The 18429-nt window shown below is 69.0% G+C and carries 15 protein-coding genes; 7 read left to right on the top strand and 8 right to left on the bottom strand.

Features of this window, described 5'->3' with window-relative positions; translation table 11 throughout:
• Positions 1 to 74: 74 nt before the first annotated feature.
• Positions 75 to 1283 (top strand): endo-beta-N-acetylglucosaminidase H, encoded by a 1209-nt coding sequence (locus tag BN2660_RS16755; protein ID WP_255305024.1) that lies wholly within the window; start codon positions 75 to 77, stop codon positions 1281 to 1283.
• Positions 1284 to 1302: 19 nt separating this feature from the next.
• On the opposite strand, the gene BN2660_RS04500 is transcribed toward BN2660_RS16755, so the two are convergent.
• Genes BN2660_RS04500 through BN2660_RS04485 form a run of 4 tightly spaced genes read right to left on the bottom strand, consistent with a single transcriptional unit; the run spans position 1303 to position 7699 of the window.
• Positions 1303 to 4539: a GH92 family glycosyl hydrolase gene (locus tag BN2660_RS04500; RefSeq protein ID WP_091227815.1), complete on the bottom strand. Its 3237-nt coding sequence runs from the start codon at positions 4537 to 4539 to the stop codon at positions 1303 to 1305.
• Positions 4536 to 5471, bottom strand: a complete 936-nt coding sequence (locus BN2660_RS04495) for a carbohydrate ABC transporter permease (RefSeq protein WP_091227813.1) — start codon at positions 5469 to 5471, stop codon at positions 4536 to 4538. Before BN2660_RS04495 ends, BN2660_RS04500 begins: the two co-directional genes overlap by 4 nt.
• Positions 5468 to 6355, bottom strand: a complete 888-nt coding sequence (locus BN2660_RS04490) for a carbohydrate ABC transporter permease (RefSeq protein ID WP_176697082.1) — start codon at positions 6353 to 6355, stop codon at positions 5468 to 5470. The genes BN2660_RS04495 and BN2660_RS04490 overlap by 4 nt, the downstream gene beginning before the upstream one ends.
• Positions 6356 to 6397: 42 nt before the next feature.
• Positions 6398 to 7699 carry an ABC transporter substrate-binding protein gene (locus BN2660_RS04485; RefSeq protein WP_091227808.1) on the bottom strand — a complete coding sequence of 434 codons (1302 nt, stop codon included), beginning with the start codon at positions 7697 to 7699 and terminating at the stop codon, positions 6398 to 6400.
• A gap of 213 nt (positions 7700 to 7912) precedes the next feature.
• Between BN2660_RS04485 and BN2660_RS04480 the strand changes: the two genes are divergently transcribed.
• The gene (locus BN2660_RS04480) at positions 7913 to 9223 is read left to right on the top strand and encodes a glycoside hydrolase 5 family protein (RefSeq protein WP_091227805.1); all 1311 of its coding nucleotides are present in this window, start codon (positions 7913 to 7915) and stop codon (positions 9221 to 9223) included.
• Positions 9224 to 9296: 73 nt separating this feature from the next.
• Here the strand turns inward: BN2660_RS04480 and BN2660_RS04475 are convergent, their stop codons facing one another.
• On the bottom strand, positions 9297 to 10325 hold the full coding sequence (locus BN2660_RS04475; protein ID WP_091227803.1) for a LacI family DNA-binding transcriptional regulator: 1029 nt from the start codon (positions 10323 to 10325) through the stop codon (positions 9297 to 9299).
• A 165-nt stretch (positions 10326 to 10490) separates the two neighbouring features.
• Here BN2660_RS04475 and BN2660_RS04470 point away from each other — a divergent pair, with 165 nt between their 5' ends.
• The 3 genes from BN2660_RS04470 (at position 10491) to BN2660_RS04460 (ending at position 14557) form a co-directional block, all read left to right on the top strand.
• Complete coding sequence (locus BN2660_RS04470) at positions 10491 to 13484, top strand: alpha-mannosidase (RefSeq protein ID WP_091227800.1); 2994 nt, start codon at positions 10491 to 10493, stop codon at positions 13482 to 13484.
• 113 nt (positions 13485 to 13597) lie between these two features.
• The gene (locus tag BN2660_RS04465; protein WP_091227797.1) at positions 13598 to 14092 is read left to right on the top strand and encodes a hypothetical protein; all 495 of its coding nucleotides are present in this window, start codon (positions 13598 to 13600) and stop codon (positions 14090 to 14092) included.
• A 54-nt stretch (positions 14093 to 14146) separates the two neighbouring features.
• Positions 14147 to 14557 carry an MmcQ/YjbR family DNA-binding protein gene (locus BN2660_RS04460; protein WP_091227795.1) on the top strand — a complete coding sequence of 137 codons (411 nt, stop codon included), beginning with the start codon at positions 14147 to 14149 and terminating at the stop codon, positions 14555 to 14557.
• On the opposite strand, the gene BN2660_RS04455 is transcribed toward BN2660_RS04460, so the two are convergent.
• Positions 14558 to 15214 (bottom strand): hypothetical protein, encoded by a 657-nt coding sequence (locus BN2660_RS04455; protein ID WP_255305023.1) that lies wholly within the window; start codon positions 15212 to 15214, stop codon positions 14558 to 14560.
• Positions 15211 to 15666 (bottom strand): MarR family winged helix-turn-helix transcriptional regulator, encoded by a 456-nt coding sequence (locus tag BN2660_RS04450; RefSeq protein ID WP_091227792.1) that lies wholly within the window; start codon positions 15664 to 15666, stop codon positions 15211 to 15213. Before BN2660_RS04450 ends, BN2660_RS04455 begins: the two co-directional genes overlap by 4 nt.
• Before the next feature lie 165 nt (positions 15667 to 15831).
• Here BN2660_RS04450 and BN2660_RS16750 point away from each other — a divergent pair, with 165 nt between their 5' ends.
• On the top strand, positions 15832 to 17499 hold the full coding sequence (locus tag BN2660_RS16750) for an HNH endonuclease signature motif containing protein (protein ID WP_091227790.1): 1668 nt from the start codon (positions 15832 to 15834) through the stop codon (positions 17497 to 17499).
• A complete protein-coding gene (locus BN2660_RS04440) occupies positions 17385 to 17729 on the top strand; it encodes a VOC family protein (protein ID WP_255305033.1) in 345 nt (114 codons plus the stop codon). The genes BN2660_RS16750 and BN2660_RS04440 overlap by 115 nt, the downstream gene beginning before the upstream one ends.
• A gap of 27 nt (positions 17730 to 17756) precedes the next feature.
• Here the strand turns inward: BN2660_RS04440 and BN2660_RS04435 are convergent, their stop codons facing one another.
• A complete protein-coding gene (locus tag BN2660_RS04435; protein ID WP_091227786.1) occupies positions 17757 to 18347 on the bottom strand; it encodes a hypothetical protein in 591 nt (196 codons plus the stop codon).
• Positions 18348 to 18429: the final 82 nt, after the last annotated feature.

Here is an 18429-nt window from a genome sequence, read left to right as displayed (position 1 = left end):
TAAGCGCTATAGTCGGCGGCAGGTCGCGAGGTCGCGACCCGATTCGACAACGACGCCGAAGGAGACGATCCGTCATGAGTCAGAACGTCAGGAACCACCGATTGCGCAGGGGCATCGCCGGTCTCGGGGTGCTCGCAACCGCCGCTGCCGGCCTCTTCGCCGGAACCGCAGGGGCAGCCGCTGAGGTTGCGGATCCGGCGGATCCGAAGCTCGCCGTCTACGTCGAGGTGAACTCGAACGATTTAGCGAACGTCGCGGACTACACCCTCGCCGAATCCGGCGAGGCGGCCATCGACATGGCGATGATCTTCGCCGCCAACATCAACTACGACGGTGAGAAGGCCTACCTGCACTTCAACGAGCGGGTCACCGAGACGCTCGACGACGCGGAGACGCAGATCCGTCCGGTGCAGGCGAAGGGCACCAAGGTGCTGCTGTCGGTGCTCGGCAACCACCAGGGCGCCGGTTTCGCGAACTTCACGTCGTTCGAGCAGGCAGACGCCTTCGCGGCCCAGCTGGCCGATGCCGTGGCGACCTACGGTCTCGACGGCATCGACTTCGACGACGAGTGGACGAACTACGGCGCGAACGGCACGCCGCAGCCCAACGCCCAATCGTTCGGATGGCTCGCCACGGCGCTGCGCGATCGACTCGGGCCCGACAAGATCATCAGCCTGTACGCGATCGGTCCGAGCTACACGACCACCGATTTCACGCTGTTCGACGCGGCCGGCGTGATCGACTACGCCTGGAACCCGTACTACCCGACGTACGACGCACCCACCGTTCCCGGGCTCGAGGACCGCACGCGGCTCGGAGCGGCCGCGATCGACCTCTCGAACACGAGCGCGGCGACGGCGGCGGACTTCGCGGACCGCACCGTGGCCGACGGATACGGCGTGTACGTGGCCTACAACCTCACGGCGACCGACCAGTCGGACTACCTGTCGGGGATCACGCAGGCGATGAAGGGGGAGGCGACGGAGTACCGGGCGGCGCCCCGTGACACCACGTCGCCGACCGTCACGGTGAAGGAGGGCTCGCGGTTCACCAAGGTCCGTGCGGACGGCGCGTACCAGCGCGTCAGCTTCGGGCTCTACGACGAGGGCCAGATCGACAGGCTCTACGTCAACGGGGTGCTGAAGGACCTCACCGACGACGCGTGGAGCGACCTGAACTTCGTGAAGCCCGGCGTGTTCGGCGCGGTCGTGGGCCAGAACAGGCTGCAGGTGCTCGATGTCGCAGGCAACACGACCGAGCTGTCGTTCGTCCTGTCCAAATGACGACCTCAGCCCGGCGTCATCACTCGAGATCGAAGACCTCGATCTGACGGATCGTGACCTCGGCGTCCGCTCGCACGCGGACGGCCGAGGTCACGACCCGTGACGCCAGCTCGAACGGGGTGGTGCGGTCTGCCGGGAGATCGGAGTCATAGGTGGTCGCCGCGGCGGTCCAGCATCCGTCCGCGCCGAGGACCTCCCAGCGCAGGCGCGACGAGGGCGCGCCGGCGAGCAACGTCACGGTGAGGTCGGAGACGGCGCGCGGCTCGGCGAAACGCCAGCCTGCCCATTCGTCCGATGCCAGGACGACGCCGCTCGAACCGCTCGGATCGCCGTCGTCGAACAGGCGGCCCGCGTCGACGACGGATGCTGACGCGATGACATCTCCTCCGTCGGCCGTCAGATCGCGGCGCCAGGGCGTGACATCCGCCGGAGTGTGCCGGCCCGTCTCGAGGGCGGCGGAGGGGTCGCTGCCGAAGGTCAGTACGAGCTCGGCGTCGCCGACGAGGGCGTCGATGGGCAGGTCGGCCGTGTCGAGATCGATCCCGTCGAGCCGCGCGCTTCGCAGGACGTGCGCTCCCGGCTCGCTGCGATGCGAGCGGATGCGCAGGGACGAACCGTCACCGCGATCGACGCGGATGTCGTCGAAGAGAGGAGAGCCGATCCGCAGCACTCCCGCGGCGAGCTCCAGCGGATAGAGCCCCAGGGCGGCCCACAGCCACCACGCGCTCATCTCACCGTTGTCCTCGTCGCCGGGGAACCCCTGACCGATGTGCGCGCCCGCGAAGAGGCGCCCGGCGAGGTCGTGCACGAGCGCGCCGGCGCGCCAGGGCCGGTCGCTGAACGCGTACATGAAGGGGATGTGGTGGGCAGGCTGATTCGAGATCGCGCACATCCCCGAGCGCAGTGCGCGGGCCTCGCGCTGCTCGTGGATGACGGTGCCGTACGCCCCGCCGAATCGCTCCTCGGCGGTCTCGGGCTCGGCGAAGAGGGCGTCGAGATGCCGACCGAAGGCGCCGAGGCCGCCATGCAGAGCGGCGAGGCCCGCTCCGTCGTGCACGGCGCCGACCGACATGCCCCAGGCGTTGGTCTCGACGTTGTCTCCGCCCCACGTGCGCGGGTCGAAGTCCGAGGCGAAGTCGCCGGCGGCGTCTCTGCCGCGCAGGAATCCGGTCTCCGCGTCGAAGAGCGCGCGGTACGACCGAGCCCGGTTGGCGAAGTACCGGGCGAAGGATCGGTAGCGGGCGGCATCCTGCGGCGAGGACGCGTCGTCCATCAGCTGCGCGGCGAACCGGCCCAGCGCGGCGTCGCTGACCGCGTTCTCGATGGTCCAGCTCATGCCCTCCGGCACATCCGATGAGATGTAGCCGGTGAAGCGCCCGCACGCGATCCCTTTGCGACCGCGCAGTGCATCGGGGCCGGGTTCGCAGGCGTTGCGCCATCCGCTCTCGAACGCCTCCGCGCGGTCGAACTCCACGCCCCACCGCGCGGCGTCGGCGAAGATCTGGTCACTCGAGGTGCCGACCATGCTGTCGACGTAGCCGGGCGCGCTCCACCTCGCCATCCAGCCTCCTCGTCGGTGCTGCTCGAGCTGGCCGTCGAGCAGCCTGCCCGTGAGCGCCGGGTCGAGCAGCGCGAGAGCCGGCCACTCGGTGCGATACGTGTCCCAGTACCCGTTGTTCACCACGAGCTCGCCGTCGACGACGGGGGCGCTGGTGACATGTTCGCCGAACGGCGCCCGCGGCGCGAAGACATCGGCGAAGCGATGCCGCGGCGCATCCGCGGTGCCGGCATTCTCCGCCGCGGTGTTCGGATAGAGATGCATCCGGTGCAGGGCCGCGGCGATCCGATTCCGATTCTCCTCGTCGGCCAGCATCCGGTAGGGCGCCTCCGACGCGTCGAGTGCCGGGATGCTCACGCGCCCGAGCACCCGATTCCAGGATGCTGCGGCATCCGCGCGCAGCTCGTCGAAGGTCGCCTCGGGCGGTGCTTGCAGCGACAGGCTCCGTCGGGCCTGCTCCACCGACAGGAACGACACCGCCACCCGCACTTCGAGCGATCCGCGCCCGGCGACGTAGCCCGCGACCCGTGCCCGTCCCTCGTCGTCGAGGGCGCCGCGGAGGCGCGCCGCGTCGTCGCCCCCGCCCCGCAGCACGATGCCCGCGAAGTAGCAGCGGGGAGCATTGCCCCAGTCCTCCGACCCCTCGGGCGTCCACCCCTCGAAGCCGCCGGCATCGGTCCAGACCAGACGTCCCTCGTCGGTGGGCTGGTCGATGACGAAGCCGACGGCCGCGTCGCCGTCGGCGCCGTGCACTCGGAAGGCGGCGGTGTGCGACGTCGCGGTCATCTCCACGCGCAGGCCACCGAGATCCGCGGCATACTCGTGCGGGCGGGCGCGCTCGGAACCCGGACGGATCCACCGTCGCCTCGCGGCGGGCTCCGATGTCGGGTGCCCCTCGAACGGCATGAACTGGAGCACCGAGCGGTCGCCGATCCACGGACTCGGCTGGTGCGAGAACTGCAGGGCCTCGAGACGTCGCCCGGGTGGATCGTCGTGGATGCCGGGACGATACGGCCAGCGGGTGTCCGCCGCATCGGTGGCCGGCGTGACGAACGTGAAGCCGTGCGGCACGGCCACCGCGGGAATCGTGTTCCCGCGAGAGAAGCGCGGCCCGGAATGGGAGCCCCGGCGTGTGTCGACGCGCTCCACGGGGGCGACATCGTCGGCGACGGGGCCCTGCTCCTCGATCACGAACTGCACGAACCCGGTGACGCGCGACGGCAGGTCCGACTCGGTGGCGAGCCTCGCGGTGCCGAGCACCACCTCGACGGTGACGGAGGTGTGCGGCGCCGACCCCGAGAGCATCGGGGCCAGCGAGACCGTATCGGCGTTCCACTGCTCGGGCATGCTCCAGCGCGCCGAGAACTGCGCGTCCGCGGTGAGGGCGAAGTCGTACCGGTCGCGCACGGCGGCGATCTCGCCGAGTCTCGTCCCGTCGCCGCCGCGAACATCGACGGTCACCGCGAGGGCCGCGTGCGGTGCGAGGGTGGCCGCGTCGCCGTCGGCGTAGAACGCCCAGTGCAGCACGGAGTGCCGCGTGATCGGGACGTCCGCGAGCTCCGGCACCTCGACGCGCTGCTCGCCGGCCGACGGATCGAAGGAGAACGCGAGGACCGGTCCGCGGAGCACGCCCGCACGAGGCCGGGAGGAGGGGGGATCGGCCGGACCGTCGGCCGGGATGAGATGCGCGGTGCTCACCCCTTGACGGCACCCTCCTGCACGCCCCTGAAGAAGAAGCGCTGCGTGAACGAGAACATGATCACGATCGGCACCAACGCGATCATGGTGCCGGCCGCGATGAGACGCGGGTCGACGGAGAAGCTGCTGTTCAAGTACGCCATCCCCACGGTGAGCGTGTACTTGGCGGGGTCCGAGAGCACGATGAGGGGCCAGAGGTAGTCGTCCCATGCGCCGATGAAGGCGAAGATCGCGACCACCGAGACCATGCCGCGGATGTTGGGCCACACGATGTGGCGGATCCGCTGCCACGTCGTGGCGCCGTCGACGGTCGCGGCGTCGAGGACGTCCTTCGGGATCATGCGGCAGGCGGTCGCGACGAGCAGCACGTTCATCGCGCTGATGGCGCCGGGCAGGAACACGCCCCAGAGTGTGTCGGCGAGTCCGAGAGCGCGGATGGTGAGGAAGTTGCTCGTCACGGTGACCTCGCCCGGGAACAGCAGGGTCGACAGCAGGATGGCCATCACGATCCACTTGCCGCGGAACCGCATGCATCCGAGCGCGTAGCCGGCCAAGGTCGCGAGCACGACGTTGCTGACGACCGTGCCGACCGAGACGAGCAGCGAGTGCCAGGCGTACAGATACACCGGGACGATGTCGGCGACGGTGACGTAGTTCTGCAACGTCGGCTCGCGGGGGATGAGGTTCGGCGGGAAGGAGTAGATGTTCTCCTGCGGCCCCTTGAACGAGGTCGAGAGCTGCCAGACGAAGGGGCCGATGACGAGCACCAGCACGAGCAGCAGGAGAGCGTATCGGCCGATGAGGCCGCCGAGCGTCGGCGTGCTGAAGTCTCCCGAGCCGCGGCGGCGGAAGATGCGCTCGCGCGCGGGGGGAGCGGGCTGCTCGTCGGGGCGACGATCGTCGTCGATCCGGGGCGGGCTGAGAGTGCTCATGCGGAGACCTTCGCCTTCTTCTCGCGATTCATGAAGGCGATCGCGGCCAGCGGGATGAGAGTGAGCAGGAACAGGGCGACGCTGATCGCGGACGCGTATCCGATGTTGCCGTTCAGGCCGGAGCCGACCTGGCGGATCAGCATCACGAGGGACATGTCGTAGCCGCCGGGGCCGCCCGTGCTCTTGGAGAGCACGTCGAGCTCGGCGAACACCCTCATCGCCGAGACCGCGATGAGGACGGCGATGAGGAGCATGGCACCGCGCACGGACGGGATGGTGACCGAGAGGAATCGACGGAACGACCCGGCGCCGTCGAGCATCGCCGCCTCGTGCAGCTCCTTGCCGACGTTTCCGAGGGCGGCGAGGTACACGACCATGTAGTAGCCCAGGCCCTTCCACACGGTGAGGAGGATGGCGCAGCCGAGCAGCAGCCACCGATCGACGAGGAACGCCATCGGCCTGTCGACCAGCCCGAGGAACTCGAGCGTCTGGTTGATGATCCCTCGGCTGTCGAAAAGCCACGTCCAGATCAGGGCGACGACGACCACCGACGCGATCACCGGGAAGTAGAAGGTGGTGCGGAAGAACGAGATGCCCGGGAGCTTCTTCTGGACGAGCAGCGCGAGCAGCAGCGGAAGGATCGTGAGGAGGGGCACGCAGACGACCACGTAGATGATGCAGGTCGTGAGCGCGTTCCAGAACATCTCGTCGCCGAACATCCGCTCGTAGTTCGCCCCGCCGACGAACTCCGGCGTCCGCAGAGGCCGTGCGTCGGTGAAGCTCAGGAACACGGTGTTGAGGAACGGCCACAGCGCGAACACCAGCACCCAGATGACGGCGGGGCCGAGGAGCAGCCAGGGGGTGAACCACTTGTGCGATCGCATGGTCGTCCTCCGGCTTCGGATGCTGGTGTCCGCGCTCATGGCTTACTGGTCCACGCGGTTCGCGTTGGCGTACTCGACGATCTTGTCGAGCTGCTCCTGCGCGTCGGCCTCGCCGTTGACGGCGAGCGCGATCTGCTGGATCATGTACGTCGCCATGTCCGACGTCCACTGGAACGGGATGGCCTTGGCGTCCTCCATCGCGGTGAACACGGTGTCGATCGCGGCGAGCTGCTTCTCGTCGGTCACCGATGCCGAGATGTTCTCGACGACCGCGTCGCCTCCGTCCGAGGTCCCGGGAGCCGTGCCGACCGCGAGCGTCGAGAAGGCCACCTGGTTCTCCTCGTTCGTCGCGAACTCGGCGAAGGCGAGGGCGGCCTCCTTGTTGTCGGAGTCGGCCGAGACGTTGAGGCCCTGCACGTAGAGCGGCGGGATGCCGAGTCGCTGCGTGGCGACCGTGCTCTCCAGCAGTGCGGGAGCGTCTTTCGCGAGGTCGGTCGTGAAGCCCGTGCCGCCGGTGGTGAAAGCGACCTTCTCCTGGATGTACGCCTCGGCGTTCCCGCCGTAGTCTCCGGTCAGCGCCTCCGCCGGCATCGCACCCGCGGCGTAGGCGTCGGCGTACTTCTCGATGATGGCGGCGGCCTCTCCGGTGTTGAAGTCGAACTCGCCCTCGTCGTTGATGACCTCCATGCCCGCCGACGTGAAGGTGTCGAGAGCGGGGATCGAGGACAGCAGCTGGACCTTGCCGCCGGATTCGGTGGCGACGTCCTGCGCGAGGGTGAGCAGCTCGTCGACGGTGGTCGGGAGGTTCTCCTCGGTGACGCCGTAGGGCGCGAGCTGGGCGAGGTTCCACCACGAGGCGTCGCTCGAGAGGTACCACGGCAGGCCGTAGGTGCCCTCGACGCCGGGGTACTGGCTGTACGCGTCCCATGCGCCCGCGTTGTACGAGGACTTCAGGTCGGGGTCGGCCGTCTCGAGGTCGACCAGCTTTCCGGCGGCGACCAGCGGGTAGGCGATGTCCGGCGGCAGGTTCAGCACGTCGGGCAGGGTGTCGGCGTTCGCCTGGCTGAGGATCTTCTCCTGGTAGCCGTCTCCCGGCTGGTCGAGCCACTCGACCGTGACGTCGGGGTGCTCCTTCTCGAACGCGTCGATGAGATCCTCGAAGTACGGGGTGAACTTCTCGTTCTTCAGCGACCAGGTCTGGAACTGGATGGTTCCGCTCAGCTCGCCGGAGGTGTCGATCGGCCCTCCGGCCTCGGATGCGGCACCGCCTCCGGTGCAGCCGGCGAGCGCCAGGGCGCCGATCGTGAATGTTGCCAGAGCGACACTGCGTGCGGGAACTCTCATCGTGCTTCTTCCTCGAGGCGGGCGATTGGCGGGGGTCCACACTCGTGGACTACAACGCTTTAGCAGATGAAACCATCCGATTCTGCTCGTGTCAAGAGCGGTCGGTCGTGCTTCAGGCGAGGGCAAGGAATCTCTGCGTGCACCGTCTTGCTCAAGCGTTATAGTGGTGCGACATGTCCTCGTCGGAGGGCTCTGTCGGAAAGGTCCGCACACATGACGCAGCGCCGCGCTCTCGATGCTCGCCTGAGATTCGGGGCGAACTACACGCCGTCGAAGGACTGGATGCACTCCTGGCTCGACTTCACCCCCGATGACGTGCGGCGCGACTTCGCGGCTCTCGCCGAGCTGGGGCTCGACCATGTGCGGGTCTTCCCGCTGTGGACCGTGCTTCAGCCCAACCGCACGCTGATCCGCAGCAAGGCCGTCGACGACGTCCGCGCGATGGTCGACATCGCCGCGGAGTTCGACCTCGATGCGAGCGTCGACGTGATCCAGGGACATCTGTCGAGCTTCGACTTCGTGCCCTCGTGGCTCTACACATGGCATGACCGCAACATGTTCACCGACCCGAAGGCGCTGAGCGGTCAGGTCGCGCTCGTCGAGAGGCTCGCGGGCGCGCTGCGCGATGCCCCGAACTTCCTCGGGCTGACGCTCGGCAACGAGACGAACCAGTTCTCGGCGCACACGCATCCGTCGCCCTGGCCGGTCACGGTCGACGAGGCCGGGCAGTGGATCGGGTCGCTGCTCGACGCCGCCGAGAGGGCGGCTCCCGGACTCCCTCATGTCCACAGCGAGTACGACGCGGTCTGGTACATGGACGGTCACGGCTTCGCCCCGGCTCACGCCTCTCGATTGGGCGCCATGACGACGATCCACTCGTGGATCTTCAACGGCACCGCGCAGCGCTACGACGGACGCTCCGTCGCTGCCGACCGTCACGCCGAGTACCTCATCGAGCTCTCGCGCGCCTTCGCGACCGATCATGGACGACCGATCTGGCTGCAGGAGGTCGGGGCTCCGTCGAACTGCCTCGACGAGAGCGAGATGCCCGGCTTCCTCGAGGCGACCCTGCGGTCGGCCCTTCGCACCGAGAACCTCTGGGGTGTGACGTGGTGGTGCTCGCACGACGTGAGCAGGGAGCTCGGCGACTTCCCCGAGCTGGAGTACTCGCTCGGCCTCATCGACCAGAGCGGCGCGGCCAAACCTCTCGGGCGGCGGTTCGCAGAGCTGATCCCCGAGCTGCGCGAGCGCACCGCCGCGCCCGTGCGCGAGACCGCGATCGTGGTCGACGTCGACGAGCGCGACGTGCCGGTGAGCCGGGCCGCACTCAGCCCCGGCGGCGCCGTGTTCCAGGCCTGGGTGGATGCCTGCTCGGCCGGCGAGGATCCCGCCTTCGTCACATCGACGGCGGCTCTCGATCCGGGGCAGCTCGCGGAGCGCGGCATCCGCCGGCTGATCCGCCCCGACGTGGCGGCGGACGAGGTCGACCCGTACGGCTCGGTCAACACCGTCGTCGCCGACTGACGGCGGCGCCGCGCACGACGCACGGCAGCGCGGCGCACGACTGACGGCGGTGCCGAGCACGGTTCGGGCGTCGTCAGGAGGCCGCCGGCGGAGCAGTGCTCTCGCGGGCGGTGAGAGTCGGAGTCGGACCCTGGGCGCTGGGCAGGTTCGCCCCGGCCACGATCTGCTGCAGCAGCAGCGTGGCCGCCTGCTCGCCCAGCTCGAACGTGTCCCGGGTCATCGCGGTGATCGACGGATTGATGAGTCCTGCGATGACGGAGTCGTCGAAGGAGGCGATCGAGACGTCGCGCGGAACCGAGCGTCCCATCTCCTGAGCGACTCGCAGGCCCGCCACGGCCATCACGTCGTTGTCGTAGACGATCGCGGTCGGGCGAAGGCGTGCCGAGAGGAGCGACCGCGTCACAGCCGACGCCCGCGCGGGGGAGAAGTCGGTGGTGATGATCTCGCCGGAGACCCCGTCGGCCTCCATGCCGCGCAGCACCTCGGCCCGCAGGCGGGTGTGCTCGAGCTCGGCCGGGCCGGCGACGTAGGCGATGCGCGTGTGCCCGAGGGCTGCGAGGTAGGAGAAGAGCGTCTCGGCCACCTCGTCGTCGGCGATCCAGACGCTGGGCACGGCGCCCTCGGGTGACGGCTTCGAGCCGATCATCACCGCGCGGGCGTCGAGAGCCGCGATGCGATCGCTGCGGGGGTCGTCGTCGCGCGGGTCGATGAGGATGATGCCGTCGACCTGGGTGGACGACCGCCACTGCCGGTGCACCTCCATCTCCTCGCCGATGTCGGCGACCAGGCGCAGCTGCAGGCTGACCTTGCTCTCGGACAGGCGCGACTCGATGCCGGCGATGAGGTCGGTGAAGAAGGCCTCCGAGCCGAGCGAGCGTGCGGGGCGCGCGAGCGCGAAGCCGACGGTGTTCGCGCGGGCGCCGACGAGGGCGCGGGCCGCGGAGCTCGGCTGCCAGTGGTTCTCCTCCACGATCGAGAGGATGCGCTGGCGGGTCTCCTCGCTCACGCCGGGGCGGCCGTTGAGAGCGAAGGAGACGGCTCCCGGTGAGACGCCGGCCATACGCGCGATGTCCGCGATGGTGACGCGTTTCCCCGAAGTCATGGGCTTCACCCTACTTGATCGATTTAGCCGCCCGGAAGCAGCAGAACACGCCTGGAGATCGTCAGCTAGATCGCTTTAGTAAATCCGATAGCATTGTTCACGCCGTCCTCCCCTCGGGCGCGCGTCAGGCACAACCCCTCACCGTCGAGCCCGGAGAACCAGACCATGCATGACGACACCTCGCTCACCGTCGGCCGCGTCACGCGCGTCCTGAACGAGCGCATCCGCCCGGCCATCCACTCCGCATCCGTCCCCCTGGGCATCGAGGTGAACGAGCTCCCCGGCGAGCCGATCAGCCCCGCTGACGGCCTGGCGCTCGACTTCGCGCCGGCATCCGTGCCGAGTGTGTGGGGGCCCGCGTGGTCGACCACCTGGTTCCGGATCACGGGCGCAGTCCCCGCGGAATGGGCGGGGCGCCGGGTCGAGGCCGTGATCGATCTCGGATTCGACATCAACATGCCGGGGTTCCAGTGCGAGGCGCTGGCCTACCGGGCAGACGGATCGCCGATCAAGAGCATCAACCCGCGCAACCAGTGGCTGCCCATCACCGAGGCGGCGCACGGCGACGAGCCGGTCGAGCTCTACCTCGAGGCGGCAGCCAACCCCGTGCTGCTCGACTACCACCCCTTCCTGCCGACGCAGGAGGGCGACATCCGCACCTCGTCGCGCGAGCCGCTGTATCGCACCCGCCGCATCGACCTCGCCGTCTTCGAGCAGGAGGTGTTCGAGCTGTCCCTCGACCTCGAGGTGCTGTTCGAGCTTCAGGCCGAGCTGCCCGCGACCTCACCTCGGCGCATGCGCATCCTGCAGGCGATGGACGATGCGCTCGACGTGCTCGACCTGCAGCGCATCGTGCAGACCGCGCCGGACGCCCGTGCTCGGCTCGCTCCCGCGCTCGCCGCGCCGGCCGAGGCCAGCGCGCACCGCATCTCCGCCGTCGGCCACGCGCACATCGACTCGGCCTGGCTGTGGCCCGTGCGCGAGACGATCCGCAAGGTGGCCCGCACCTCGGCGTCCATGACGACCCTGATCGAGGAGCAGCCGGACTTCCTCTACGGCATGTCCAGCGCGCAGCAGTACGCGTGGCTCAAGGAGCACCGTCCCGAGGTCTACGAGCGCGTCAAGGCCGCGGTCGCGGAGGGGCGGTTCCTGCCGCTCGGCGGCATGTGGGTCGAATCCGACACCGTGATGCCCACGGGGGAGTCGCTCGTGCGGCAGTTCTCGTACGGACAGCGGTTCTTCGAGCGCGAGTTCGGCATCCGGTCGAAGGGCGTCTGGCTGCCCGACAGCTTCGGCTACTCGCCGGCGCTGCCGCAGCTCATGCGTCGAGCCGGCTTCGAGTGGTTCTTCACGCAGAAGATCTCGTGGAACCAGCAGAACGTGTTCCCGCACCACAGCTTCCTCTGGGAGGGCATCGACGGATCGCAGGTGTTCACGCACTTCCCCTCGATGGACACCTACAACTCGCAGCTCAGCGGCATGGAGGTCGCCAAGGCGTCTCGGCAGTTCAAGGAGAGCCGGGTGACGTCTCGGTCGATCGCGCCGGTCGGCTGGGGCGACGGCGGCGGCGGCACCACGCGGGAGATGACCGGCAAGGCCCGGCGGCTCGGCGACCTCGAGGGCAGCGCGCAGGTCGTGTGGGAGCACCCGGACGTGTTCTTCGAGGCCGCGCGCGCCGAGATCCCGAATCCGGCGGTCTGGGTCGGCGAGCTCTATCTCGAGCTGCACCGCGGCACCCTCACCAGCCAGCACGCGACGAAGGCCCTGCACCGGTGGGCGGAGCACGCGCTCATCGAGGCCGAGCTCTGGGCGGCGACGGATGCCGTGCGCACCGGCGCCGAGTATCCGAAGGCCGAGATCGATCGGCTGTGGGAGACCGTGCTGCTGCACGAGTTCCACGACATCCTGCCCGGCACCTCGATCTCATGGGTGCACCGCGAGGCCGTCGAGGTGCTGACCGGCGTGCTGTCGGCGGCGGAGGCCATCTCGGATGCCGCACGCCGCTCCCTCGCCGGAGAGGGCGACCACGCTCTGCGGTTCGTGCCGAGCTCGGTCGGCGAAGGACGCGCATTGGGTGCCGGTCTCGTCGAAGAGCCTGCGGTGTCGTCCGTCGCCCTCATCGGCGAAGACGGGGGCTGGCGCCTCGAGAACGAGCTCGTCTCGGTGCTCGTCTCGGACGAGGGTCTCATCGTCTCGGCGATCGACAAGGGGACCGGTCGCGACGCGGTGGCCGAAGGGCGTGCGGCCAACCTGTTCCAGCTGCACCAGGACTTCCCGAACATGTGGGACGCGTGGGACATCGACCGCTACTACCGCAACAGCGTCGAGGATCTCACCGACGTCGCGGCGATCACGGCATCCGTCGTCGACGGCGCGGCCGTCGTCACCGTCTCCCGCTCGTTCTCGCAGTCGACGATCGAGCAGACGATCGTGCTGCGTCCGGGGTCTCGCACCGTGCTGCTGCGCAACGACGTCGACTGGCACGAGACCGAGAAGCTGCTGAAGCTCGCGTTCCCGCTCGACATCCAGGCCACGCACACCGACGCCGAGACGCAGTTCGGATACCAGTCGCGGGTGACGCACACGAACACGAGCTGGGAGGCCGCGAAGTTCGAGACCTCCATGCACCGCTTCGTGCTCGTGCGCGAGCCCGACTTCGGCGTCGCGCTCGTGAACGACTCGATCTACGGGTACGACACCGCTCGCGAGGTGTCGGATGACGCCGTCACGACCACGGTCCGGCTCTCGCTCCTGCGGGCTCCGCGGTTCCCCGACCCCGACACCGATCACGGTCACCACGAGATCGAGGTGGGGCTCGTGATCGGAGCGGATGCCGCCATCGCCACCGCCGAGGGCATCGCCCTCAACGCTCCCGCGACCGTCGTCCATGGCGCACGGGAGGTCGAGCCGCTCGTGTCGGTCGACGGCGAGGGGATCGTCGTGTCGGGCGTCAAGCTCGCCGACGACGGGTCGGGCGACGTCATCGTGCGCGTCTACGAGGCGCTCGGACGTCGCACTGTCGGGTCGGTCGCGGCCGGGTTCGAGCACCGCGAGATCCGCGAGGTGTCGCTGATCGAGGACGAGATCGACGACGCGCGGGTGGGCGGCGAGCTGCGCCTGCGGCCGTTCGAGGTGCGGACGCTGCGCATCGTGCGCTGAGAGCGTCGTTCTCGTGACGCCGCGCGCAACGGAACCCCTGGCGGAGAGCCGTCTCCGCCTGCATACTCGGTTGCACGACCGGCGACGGCGAGCCTCGAGCGAAGGAGCACGGGATGGATCAGTACCTGTGGGTTCTGAAGGACAAGGAGCGAGACCTCATCCGAGAGCTCGAATCGGAGCGGCTGGCAGAGCTCGATGAAGACGGCCTGCTGGCGCTGCACAAGCGGATCAGGCGGGCACGCAACAAGCACACGACGAACTATCGGCGCGGCGCGGCAGAGCGGGTCGAGCAGGCGGGCGGACGAGGAGCCGCGGCCGCAGGCTCGGACAAGGCCAGAGGGCGCGCGTACGTGTTCGAGGAGGCGCTCTCGCTGATCAGCGCCGAGCTCGCTCGAGTGGCGCACGAGGCGGCGGAGGCGCTCAAGGACGAGCGGCTGGCGCGAGCCCGCGAGGGCAAGTGGAGTGGTCCCGCCTCTGACGCACCGCTCGACGAAGGCATGTCGACCGGCCGCATGCGAGAGCATCAGCAGACGACCGGCGGCGTGAAGCGGGACGCGTCCACTCGTGCGCAGGGCGCTCGCAGACAGGCGAAGCGCGACTCGCGCTGACGGCATCCCGAGGGTGCCGTTGTGGCGGATGCCCCGCGGGAGGACGATGGGCGGATGGCGACTGTCGATGACGTCCGTGAGATCGCCCTCGCTCTGCCCGGTGTGACCGAGCGCGTCGGCGGACACACCGGCGAGCCGTCCTCGCGGCTGCCGAGCGGCCAGATCGCGTGGGTGCGCGGGCCCAGCAAGGTCGACCTGCGGCAGCTCGCCGACCTCGGAGTCCCGTGGCCCGACGGCCCGGTGCTCGGCGTGCGGGTGGAGAGCCTCGAAGAGAAGGCCGCGCTGCTCGCCACCGGGGCGGACGGGCTGTTCTCGGTGCCGCACTTCGACGGATACCCCGGGCTGCTCGTGCAGCTCGACGCGATCGAACGCGACCGGCTGGCCGAGATCATCGCCGACGCGTGGCTGGCGCGGGCGCCCGTGCTCGTCGCGAAGCAGTGGCTCGCCGAGCGCGGCCTGGACTGATCAGGCCGCGATCAGGAACGGGCGTGCGGCGTCGAGGAAGGCGCGCGGGTCGTCGGCCCACAGTCGGATGCGGTCGACCCGATGCGTCCCGCCCTTCGGCGCGAGACCCGGGAGCCGAATCGCGACCGGGCGTTCGAGTTCGATCTCGATGTTCGTCTCGTCCTGCATCCGCTCGGCGTACTCGGACCCGGTGACACGCGGCTGCTTCGGCTCATCGACGCGACGGCTGATCGCGACCGAGGCGATGTCGGCCCAGCCGACAGGGACGTCGAGTTCGAGTCCGCTGCGCACGCGGATGCCGTCGGGCGCGACGGTGTGCGGGCGCATGAGCATCGCGCACAGCAGGCCGACCATCCAGGTGACGCCCCAGATTCCGAGCACCAGCAGAGTGATGCGCACGGCGGGCCACGGATGCACGATCAGGTCGAGGATCGGGATCTCCACCGCCGAGAGGCCGATGAAGATGAACAGCACTGTGAGCACGGGACGGTGATAGCCGATCCCCGTGCCGCCCTTCGGAACTGCGGGGCGGCGGGCGATCGCACGCGCGATGCTCGAGTAGACGCGGAGCTCGGCGACCCATGCGCGATGGAGGAAGTTGAGGATGCGCGCGATCGGGGTCGGGCTCGGAGCGGTCATCTGCATCTTCTCGGTCATGGTGTGTCCTCGGACTCGGCGGCCGCTGCGGCGACGAGGGTCTCGAGATGTGCGGCCACGGCGGACACACCGCGCTCGACGGCGGCCCGGTCTCTCGGAGCGATCGCGTTCAGCAGCGTCGCGTTGAGATGCTCGTGCTCCTCCTGCATCCGCGTCATCGTCTCGGTGGCGGCGTCGGTCAGCTCGACCAGGACGGCGCGTCGGTCGGTGGGGTGCGGAGTGCGGCGAACATGCCCCGACTTCTCGAGGGCATCGACGAGCCCGGTGATGTTGCGAGGGGTGACGTCGCAGAGTTGAGCGAGCGCCTGCTGGGTGGACGGTCCGGCATGCTGGAGCGCCCACAGCAGGTGCACGCGCGCTGTCGTGAGGCCGGTGCCGGCGAAAGCGCGCACCATGTCTCTCTGGAAGAGATCGGCGATCTGCAGCAGTCGGTCCACGAACAGGCGTTCCATATTCGAGATCGTACTACATTGTTACCTTACTTCACTAGTTTGCCGAGTTCGGATTCTGCTGGCTCGCCGCTCCATATCGGAAGATCGGAATACCTCATCTGACCGGGGGTTCATCGGGGCGGTTCCAGGTCCTGAATGTCGGTGCTCCCGGGTTGACTTGCGTGTATGAACAGCACTGCCGAACTCCTGGATCGGGTCGTCGCCGACCTCGATGCGGTGCTGTCCGATGATGCCCTTGCTTCGTTGTCGGATGCGGATCGCATCACTGTGCTGAAGACGGCGGGGGCGGCGTTTCGGCGGGTTGAGGCGGTCGTCGTCGAGACGATCGCGACCGCCGACATCGGCGACTTCCCGCACGCGGCCGGCTGCCGCGGAATGAACGAGCTGTTGCAGCGGACGTTATCGGTGGAGGCGCGGGCTGCGACTCTGGTCGACCGGGTCGTCGATCGGGTCCGGCGTCCGGTGAGCCTGGCAGGGGAGAGGCTCCCGGCGCGGTGGCATGAGATGCGGCTGGCCCTGTTGGACGGGGCGGTCGGAGTCTCGGGATTCTTGGCGGCGACGACTCCGATCGAGAAGGTGTGGGAGCGGATCAGTGTCGATCAGCGGTTGGCCGCCGACGTCGCGTTGGCGGGTGCCGCGCGCGGGCACGGTCTGGTTCTCGACGACCGGAGCGACCTGGAAGGCGGCGAGGAGGGGTCCGGTCCGTCGCCGACCGCGCAGGATCTGAAGAGCCTCGCCGAAGACCTGGCGTCGATGTTCGACCCCGATGGAGAAGAACCCAAGGATGAGGACGCGCGTCGTCGCCGAGGGATCACGATCGGCCGGTTGAAGGATGGCGTGCACGCGATCCGCGGGTATCTGACCTCGGAGGTCGCGGCGCAATTGCAACTGATCATGGACGCGCTCCTCAACCCCAAAGCCGACAGACCTGCCGTGCCCGGGGTGCGCTTCGCGCCGAGCGGCGACGATGCGCGCGGCGATGACCCGTTCAACTCCGATCCGCGGTGCGTGATCGATGACCGCACCGCGGCGCAGAAGCGCCACGATGCGCTCGCTGCCGTGCTCGGGATCGCCGCGCGTCATAAGGACATGCCCACACTCGGCGGTTCGTCGCCGGTGCTCGTCGTCAACGTCGATGCGAAGGACGTCGCCACCCACACGTCTCGCGAGGCTGTCCGGAGGAGCGACACCTCCGGCTGGGCAACGATCCCCGGATCCGGAGCACACGTGCCGGTGTCGGTCGCCACGCAGATCGCGTGCACCGGAGCGATCCAACGTGTCCTCTTCGACGAGGGCCGGATCATCGCGATCACCACCACTGACCGGGTGTTCACCGTCCACCAGCGTCGGGCGATCATCGCCCGCGATGAGGAATGTCTGATTCCGGGGTGTCATGTGCCGGCATCGTGGTGTGAGATCCACCACGTGACCGAGCATGCGAGGGGTGGACCGACCCATACGGACAACGGTGTGCCGTTGTGCTGGTGGCATCACCGATCCCTCGGAACCTCGGGGTGGGAGATCCGGATGAACGACGGCCGCCCACAGGTGCGCGGACCCCGGTGGTGGGACCCTGAGCAACGATGGCGCACACCCAGGCATAGCCTTCGCGGCGCGGCCGCCGACCGGAGCGCTTCGACCCGGCTAGGAGGCCGCATCAGCCTTACAGGCGCGCACGACAGGAGTACAACAGACACATGGGCACAGACGTCACAGGCATCGGCGGCATCTTCTTCCGCAGCAAGGATCCGGAGGCGCGCGCGGCCTGGTACCGGGAGCATCTCGGCATCGGTGCCGGGCATGACGGGCTGTGGCGACAGGAAGCGGGCATGACGGTCTTCGCACCGTTCGCCGCAGACAGCGACTACTTCGCGGCGGACCAGCAGTTCATGCTCAATCTCAGGGTCGCCGACGTCGAGGAGCTGGCGGCGCGGTTGACAGCGGCGGGCATCCCGGTGGAACGGCGCGACGAGTGGAACACCGACGAGTACGGCACATTCGCGCGCATCCACGACCCCGAAGGGCTCGCGATCGAACTGTGGGAGCCGCCGAAGGAGGCCTAGGCGGCCGGGTCGATCAGGCCGGGGCGATCACGCCGGCCCGAGCCGCAGCACCTCGGGCGATTCGCCTCCGGTGAGCTCGTCGGCGATGCGGATGCTGCGCGCCAGCTCATCGAGCGCCCCGTCGAGCGTGCCGAAACGCTCGCGGTCGCTGCAGACCGCTGTGAGGGTGACGAGGTGTGTGCCGGTGTCCCAGGTGTACGTCTGGAACGGCGGAGTCGCCGGCGACGGGGGCATCGCGACCACCAGCTTCTCGCCCGACCCCAGCCAGCGGCTCGAGAAGGTCGTCGTGTCGTCGTAGTCCATCGGCATCGATGCGCGAGCGATCCGCACATCCGGCGTCAGCAGCTGCACGGTCGCCATCGCGACGACGAGTTCCGGATCCGCCTTCCACGTCCAGACCAGCACCCGCCCGGCCGCGCGCCGCATCAGCAGCGGAGCGGCCTGGCTCATCGCCCACGCCCCGAACTTCGACCCCGGCCGCTCAGTCGCGCCGAGCGCCGAGTTCGCCTGCCCCAACAGCATCCGGATCGCGGCCTTGCGATGACGGCGCCCCCTCCATCCGAGCGAATCCGTCACGGGGATCCACAGCTGCGGGTCGGCGTCGGCTGTCAGTCGCATGCCTCCACGGTAGGGGCAGAACCTGCGGGACAGGCGAGAAGGACGGGTCCATGCGGATGCCGGTACGCCTCGGCCGTGCGAA

The organism is Microbacterium sp. 3J1 (genome assembly GCF_001049495.1).
GTDB lineage: Bacteria > Actinomycetota > Actinomycetes > Actinomycetales > Microbacteriaceae > Microbacterium.
The sequence above is the reverse complement of the archived record's forward strand: the minus strand, read 5'-3'. Positions and strand labels throughout refer to the sequence as shown.